The 7538-nt window shown below is 41.4% G+C and carries 5 protein-coding genes and 1 pseudogene; 4 read left to right on the top strand and 2 right to left on the bottom strand.

From position 1 onward, the window contains the following. Nucleotides 1-131: 131 nt before the first annotated feature. Nucleotides 132-2099, top strand: coding sequence for a methyl-accepting chemotaxis protein (locus E5A76_RS04085; RefSeq protein WP_107165205.1), 1968 nt, complete (start codon nt 132-134; stop codon nt 2097-2099). A 43-nt stretch (nt 2100-2142) separates the two neighbouring features. Here the strand turns inward: E5A76_RS04085 and E5A76_RS04080 are convergent, their stop codons facing one another. Then, nucleotides 2143-3093, bottom strand: a complete 951-nt coding sequence (locus tag E5A76_RS04080; RefSeq protein ID WP_161118180.1) for a DMT family transporter — start codon at nt 3091-3093, stop codon at nt 2143-2145. 94 nt (nt 3094-3187) lie between these two features. Here E5A76_RS04080 and E5A76_RS04075 point away from each other — a divergent pair, with 94 nt between their 5' ends. The 3 genes from E5A76_RS04075 to pyrC all read left to right on the top strand — a co-directional run bounded on the left by E5A76_RS04075 (nt 3188) and on the right by pyrC (nt 6465). Further along, nucleotides 3188-4138 carry a LysR family transcriptional regulator gene (locus E5A76_RS04075; protein WP_161118179.1) on the top strand — a complete coding sequence of 317 codons (951 nt, stop codon included), beginning with the start codon at nt 3188-3190 and terminating at the stop codon, nt 4136-4138. A gap of 200 nt (nt 4139-4338) precedes the next feature. Then, entirely contained in the window at nt 4339-5268 is a 930-nt protein-coding gene (locus E5A76_RS04070) for a DMT family transporter (RefSeq protein ID WP_161118178.1), read from the top strand. A gap of 165 nt (nt 5269-5433) precedes the next feature. Then, on the top strand, nt 5434-6465 hold the full coding sequence (pyrC, locus tag E5A76_RS04065) for a dihydroorotase (protein WP_161118177.1): 1032 nt from the start codon (nt 5434-5436) through the stop codon (nt 6463-6465). Between the two features lie 89 nt (nt 6466-6554). Here pyrC and E5A76_RS04060 read toward each other — a convergent pair. Then, nucleotides 6555-7463, bottom strand: a pseudogene (locus E5A76_RS04060) (efflux RND transporter permease subunit); the annotation flags it as partial. Nucleotides 7464-7538 lie beyond the last annotated feature (75 nt).

Here is a 7538-nt window from a genome sequence, read left to right as displayed (position 1 = left end):
TTTGCGAACAAGGATTCATAAATTGTCAAATTGAAGGTTATGACCAATTAGTCAGCAATATGATGACACTGACTCTTGCTAAATATAGGGATATTATGAAGAAATCTAGCCAAACTTCAGTCATACGTCGTATGTACTCTGGTTTTGTGGTTATGGTTGCATTGTTTGTTTTAACCATTGTGCTCATGCTTGATGGAACAAACCGTATCCATAACCAGTTAACGACAGTAACCACTGACGCACTTCCTTTAGTCTCTATATCTAATAAAGTAAGCGTTAAACTTCTTGCTGCCGATAAAACCTTTAAAGACTTTCTTACCAGCCAAGATCCGGCTGCAATGCAAACTTATGAAGCCGATTTTCATAAAGCAACAAAAGAGTTTGCCTCAGCTCGCCAAGAATTAGTGGCAATTGCCGAAAGTAACCCAGAGCTAACTAACTACATCAAAGCACTGACAGATCTTGAGCAACGTTATTTTGCTGAAGCACAAATTGCGATGCAAAACTATCGCACCCAAATGCTAGCGGGTGATGAACGTCAACAATCAGCTCGCCGTTTCCAACGCCTACAAGCCGAACTCAGTATCGGTATGAAAGAATACATTAACGAACAAGATAATATGGCCGTTAAAATGATGGCTAAAAACTTCTTCGTTAAGTTAAAAGAAACAGAAACCATTACCTCTGATGCGCTAGCGACAGATGACATCAGTAAAATTGAAGAAGCCATTAAACAAAACAAACGTAGTGTTAACCACCTTGCTAACGCTTTTCGTAGCTTAACTACCCTACTTTCAGGATTAAAAGACTCATTCGGTAAGTCGATTAATCAATATACCCTCGATATTGGTAAGAAAGGTGGTGTACTGGATCAACACTACGAATACATTGAAGCGAAAACCCGTTTATATGACAACATCGCAACGTTAACGAAAGAAGTTAACCAAGCAATGTCGATCCTTGAGCAATTTAACCAGCAAGCCACTAATCAAATGGATCAAGCGATCCAAACCGCTGATCGCACTTACAGCCAAGGCATTACCAAAGCTGTATGTATTGGAATAATTGTCATTTTACTTGCTATTTCCATTGGTTGGTATTTAGCACGCAGTGTTCGTCGTCCATTAGTATCCATGCTCAAAACGCTAGAATCGTTAACTGATGGCGATATGACGCAGCGTACCGAGCGTTCACAATTTATTGAATTTAATAAATTAAGCCATCACATCAATACGCTTGCTGGTAACTTGCAACAAATCCTAAGTCAGCTAAGCCAAGCATCGGAAGATTTAACCAAAGTAGCCGCTGAAAACCAAAGTACAACAGCATTGGCTAAACAACGCTTAAACGATCAACGTGAGCAAACAGTGTCTGTCGCAACCGCAATGACAGAAATGGAGCATTCGGTCACTGACGTTTCTCAAAGCGCACAAAACACCATGGAACGTGTTCATGAGGTTGAGCGAGCATCCGCAACAGGTCGTGAAGTGATGAGTAAAAACATCAATATTGCCCATCAACTTTCAACCCGTTTAGATGACTCAGTCACAGCCGTTGCAGATCTACAACAAATGAGTAGCAATATTGGCTCTATTTTAGATGTGATCCGTAATATCGCCGATCAAACCAACCTACTCGCACTTAACGCTGCAATTGAAGCGGCACGTGCTGGCGATCAAGGTCGTGGTTTTGCGGTGGTTGCCGATGAAGTACGTGTGCTGGCTAAACGTACCACTGATTCAACCTCTGAAATAGAATCCATGATCCAAAATCTACAAAGCAGTTCAGGCCAGGCAATGGAAATGATGCAAAGCTGCGTAACTGAAATGGACAACAGTATCAATCAAGCCTCTGATGCCAACAGTGCAATGGAAGAGATCCAAGCGATTATCATTGAAATTAGCCAAATGAGTAGCCAAATTGCGCAATCTGCCGAAGAGCAACGCACAACAACGGCAGATATTGCTCGCAGCCTAGAAGATATCAGCCATATTGCTGATACCAACTACACGGCAATGGAAGAAGTGGCAGAAGCCAGCTCGATGCTTGATACACTGGCTACCGAGCAAAACCAATTGGTACATAAATTTAAGCTATAACGTTATAAACAAATAACCATAGCGATATACAATGCAAAGCCGATCATCCGATCGGCTTTTCTATCTCTGCAACATGGCTTGTTTTTATTCGTCGACGAAAAGAGAACTTGAGTGAAATAAACATTGCAGCAAAAACAATCAAGCCAGCTCCTATCCACTGAATGCTATCGAACCTTTCCCCTAACCACCAATGAGCAAATAAACCACCAAACACTGGCTCAAGCCCTAGTAAAAATGAAACTTGAGTTGGATTGGTATGTTTCACACCATAGTTTTGAATATAAAAAGCAAACAAAGTACAAAACACCACGAGATAACTCACATATAGCCAAAAATTAATCGTGTTCGGTAAAACATACTGCTCACTAGGCACAACTAAAAACAGCAAAACAATGCAAACTAAGGTCACTACAGATGATTGAATAAAAGTCGCTAATAGTGGCTCACATTGTTGTTTTTCCATTTTCTTTTTTGTCATCACAACAAATGCAGCTCGGCATAATGCCGCCAATAAAATTAACCCATCTCCCATATTAAATTGCAGTTCTGTCAGGTTTTCCCCTACCAGCAAACCCACACCACAAATAGCAATCAGGGCGGCAAAGAGTTCTTTAAAGGCAATGGCATGACGATTAACAAACGCATCCACAAGTGGCGTGAAGATAATAAATAAGCTAATTAAAAAAGCTGCATTAGAAGCGGTGGTATAATAAACACCATACGTTTCAGCGAGATAAATAATACTTAATATCACTCCTGTTGGTGCCAATTGCCAGTACGTTTGCCACCGCCACTGCTTGATAATCAGTGGCAACATCAGCATTAAAGTAAGGCAAAATCGGATCACTAAGAACAGTAATACGCTGGTGTACAGCATGGTTTCTTTGGCGATGCCGTAACTGGTTCCCCAAAAAGCCGCCACGGCTAATAGCCCAAAGATTGCGATCATGCGGTGCTTTTGCCCTACGTCGAATGTTTGCCAGATCTGCGCCATATTCTTTCTCCTACATCATTTAAGTTGTAATCGAAATGTTATATGTTTGACTGATAGTTGATAATCCACACTCTAAGCAAAGGATTTGTGACTGATGGACAAAAATAAAATCATTCAGCTTCTACCTGATCTCGCAGCCTTTGTCACCGTTGCTGAATCAGACAGTTTCAGTGCTGCGGCAAAAAAGCTGGGCATGACACCATCCGGCATTAGCCGACAGATCAGCCGATTAGAAAAAGAGCTTCAAGTACAGCTGATCAAACGCAGTACACGTAGCCAATCACTGACACTTGCTGGGCAAGAAGCCTATCAATACGGTAAGAATATCCTGCAAAATGCGCAGGATGTCATGAACCTAGCAGGTAACCAAGCTCAAGAAGTGGAAGGACAACTCACCATAGCGGCACCAAAAGCATTTTGTCGCCAAGTCCTCCAGCCTTTACTGCTGATCTTTGTAGAACAACATCCAAAAATTAAGTTAAAGATCCAAGTGACGGATAAGCCGATGGATCCTATCTATCACGATGTCGATGTGGTTTTTAAACTCACCAATAAACCACAAGCTAACTTGGTTGCGAAAAACTTAGCTACTAACCATCTTGTCTTGTGTGCATCGCCACACTATCTCGCTCAGCGAGGTATGCCACAACATCCAAAGCAATTGGTCGATCATGATTGTATTTATCTTGGAGAAACCATTGTCGATAACCAATGGCGTTTTAAAACAGACAATGAGCAAGTCATGGTAACCGTTAACGGTCGTTATATTGCTAACCATACTGAAATGCGATTAGAAGCAGCACTGAATCATTTGGGTATTGCTGTATTGCCTTTTTTTGTGGCTAAGAAAGCCATCGAGTCAGGTGCATTAACCCCCGTATTGCCACATTGGGTATTACTCGATAATTACCAAGGCGAAGTCTTTATGCAGTATCTTCCCAACCTCAATATGTCTTATCGTCAAAGAGCTTTTATTGATTTTATAACTGAGCAATTTACTTATGCTGAAAATAAATCATTAATGAATGCAATTAATGGCTTGTAACACCTTATCGATTCACGTAAGTTGGTTTTAATGCTCAATAAATAGGCAACTTATGAACTACTCAACTATCTACACTTGGCTCCTCAATACGCTACTGCCATCCGGCCGGTAGTCTATTGCTATCTGGCTGTGAGTAATGCTCAGCCAGTGACCTACCGCATTTCTCGCAGTCTTTCTATTAACATTCAGCGAGAAATAATATGACACCATCAACCCAAGATAACCCCACAGAAAATAATAAATCCTCCTACTCTGATATCAATAAAGGCATCATTTTTGCGCTAATTGGTACGGCCTTATTTTCCATCAAACCTGTCTTTATTAAGCTTGCCTACCAGTTTGGGGGCGATGCCATCTCGATTATGACGCTACGTGCCATTAGTTCCGTCCCTATCTATATCATTATGATGTTCTGGTTACTGAGAAAGGCAGAGCATAGAGCCAACTTCAAACACTATGGCTTAGCTGCCAGTGCTGTGGGCATTCTTGGTTACTATTTGGCGTCATATTTAGATATTGCCGCTATGGCGTATATCAGTGCGCAATTAGAACGACTATTGATCTTTTTATTCCCAAGTTTTGTCGTGTTAATTAGCTGGATTGTTTTAAAACAAGTACCCGTTAAAGGGACTTTTAAAGCGATTTTTCTTGGTTATATCGGCGTTGCGTTAATTGTTTTTCATGACATAAACAATATCGGCAATAACGTTTTATTAGGAAGTGGATTGGCAGTGGCTTCTGCTTTTGTCTTTGCTTGTTATTTAATTATGAGCAAAAAGTTAATTAGCCAAATGGGAAGCCAGCTTTTTACTTGTATTGGTATGGGATCTGCTGGGATCGTTATTTTGATTCAAAGTCAGTGGCAAGGCATCAATGTGATCACATTGGATCCAAGGTTAATAGGATTAGGGATCGCTCTTGGGATCTTCTGTACCGTCTTGCCCTCTTTCTTTGTTGCTGCAGCGATGCAGAAACTCACCCCATCTCAGTTAAGTTTAACCAGTAATGTAGGGCCTGCAATAACCGCTATTTTTGCTATTACTATCTTAAACGAGCCTTTTACTTGGTTTCACGCTGTTGGCATGGTGTTTGTGGTGTATTCCGTCGTTAGCATGAAGAAAAGAGAGTAATGATACAGATATTTTTACTCTATTGCTGTGATCCTTTTCGTCTTTGGCTAACTTGGCAAACGATTGCATTTTATTTCAACAAACAAACTCATTGGTGGTTTAATGACCTTTACTTAACTATGAGATGCTTTTAGAATCGGGCAAATTTTTTGGTAGGGAAACAAAATGACAACATTAACGATTACTCGTCCTGATGATTGGCACGCACACTTACGTGATGGTGATGTATTAAAAGATACAGTAAGGGATATTAGCCGTTACATGGGCCGCGCGATTATCATGCCTAATTTGATCCCTCCTGTTACAGATACAGAATCTGCTTTAGCTTACCGTGAGCGCATCCTAGATGCTCAACCTAACCCAACTTTCTCACCTCTTATGGTTATCTACCTAACAGATAACACATCAGCTGAAGAAATTAAGAAAGCAAAAGCGTCTGGTCATATCTATGCTGCAAAGCTTTACCCAGCAGGTGCAACCACTAACTCTGATTCAGGCGTAACATCGATTGATAAAATTCGCCCTGCGTTAGTCGCAATGCAAGAAGTGGGTATGCCACTGCTTATTCATGGTGAAGTGACTCATGATCATGTTGATATTTTCGACCGTGAGAAAACCTTCCTTGATACCGTGCTTGGTCCTATCGTTGAAGAATTCACATCACTAAAAATTGTACTTGAACATATCACCACAGCAGATGCGGTGAAGTTCGTACAAAATGCTGGTGACAACGTAGCTGCAACTATTACGGCTCACCACTTAATGTTTAACCGTAACCACATGTTAGTTGGCGGCATTCGCCCACACTTCTACTGTTTACCTATCCTTAAGCGTAATATCCACCAGCAAGCATTAGTTGATGCGGCAACCAGTGGTAGCAAGAAGTTCTTCTTAGGTACAGATACTGCGCCACATGCTAAAGGTCGTAAAGAAGCAGCTTGTGGTTGTGCTGGTTCTTACACAGCTCACGCAGCTATCGAGCTTTATGCAGAAGTATTTGAACAAGCGAATGCATTAGATAAGCTAGAAGGCTTTGCAAGTTTCAATGGCCCTGATTTCTACGGTCTTCCACGTAATACTGATACTATTACACTGGTAAAAGAATCATGGACGGTTGCTGAAGAAATGCAATTTGGTAACGACACAGTTGTACCAATTAAAGCTGGCGAAACCATGAGCTGGAAAGTGAACGCTTAATCGCTCACAAAAGAGAATAAAAGAAAGGCTTCCGTTTGGAAGCCTTTTTGTTTCTTCGTGTTTCGCTTTCTTGTTAACTAAACAGACTGTTATGCCGTTTGTTTACTTGGCACTTTTAATTTATGGAACAAGCGATATAACACAGGTACCACAATCAAGGTTAATACCGTGGCAAAGCTCAAACCAAACATGATGGTAACTGCCATTGGCTTAAAGAACACATCGGGTAACAGCGGGATCATACCTAACACAGTAGTGATTGCCGCCATACAGACAGGGCGCACACGACTTACCGCTGCATCCACTACCGCTTGGTATTTTTCCTTACCGCTTGCTATCTCAATTTCAATTTGATCGAGCAGAACAATACCATTTTTCACCAGCATTCCCGATAAGCTTAAGAAACCAAGCAATGCCATGAAACCAAATGGGGTATTTAATAGCAGCAAACCTAAGGTCACACCAATGATTGCTAATGGCACTGTTGCCCACACAATCAAAGCTTCTTTAACCTTATTAAATAGGAAGATAGTGATAAGGAACATCGCTAAATAACCCATTGGCATAGTTTGGAACAGTGACGCTTGCGCATCTGCTGATGACTCATACTCGCCCCCCCACTCCAAGCTATAACCTTCTGGTAATTCAATCGCAGCAATCGCGGGCATAATACGCTTTTGTACTGTCGCTGCGGTTTCTTCACCAATAGGATCAGGATCTGCCATCACCGTTAATACACGTTTGCGGTTTTTACGTACCACTAACGGATCTTCCCAGCGTACATTCACATCTAACACGACTTGTTGCAATGGAATATAACCTTGGATCGCAGGGCTCCAAATCTTCATCCCTTCAATTGTACTGATATCTACACGCTCTTCTTCCGGTAAACGTGCCACAATTGGCATTAAGTTAGTGCCTTCACGATATAAACCTATGTTGATCCCTGAGAATGCCATTTGCAGCAACTCATCAACATCTTTCTTCGTAATACCATAGACATAATGACCCCACGAGGTGCTAGCCTCCAATATCGTGGGTTAGCTTAAAGCCAGAGCCATAATTAGTGTGAC

The sequence above is a fragment of the Photobacterium lucens genome (assembly GCF_009873615.1).
Classification (GTDB): Bacteria; Pseudomonadota; Gammaproteobacteria; order Enterobacterales; family Vibrionaceae; genus Photobacterium; species Photobacterium lucens.
This window is presented reverse-complemented; position numbering and strand designations above follow the sequence as displayed.

Excerpts from the sequence above, each read along its gene's own strand:
- E5A76_RS04080 (WP_161118180.1), bottom strand. The coding sequence starts at position 3,093 with ATGGCGCAGATCTGGCAAACATTCGACGTAGGGCAAAAGCACCGCATG.
- E5A76_RS04075 (WP_161118179.1), top strand. The coding sequence starts at position 3,188 with ATGGACAAAAATAAAATCATTCAGCTTCTACCTGATCTCGCAGCCTTT.
- E5A76_RS04085 (WP_107165205.1), top strand. The coding sequence starts at position 132 with ATGTACTCTGGTTTTGTGGTTATGGTTGCATTGTTTGTTTTAACCATT.
- E5A76_RS04070 (WP_161118178.1), top strand. The coding sequence starts at position 4,339 with ATGACACCATCAACCCAAGATAACCCCACAGAAAATAATAAATCCTCC.
- pyrC (WP_161118177.1), top strand. The coding sequence starts at position 5,434 with ATGACAACATTAACGATTACTCGTCCTGATGATTGGCACGCACACTTA.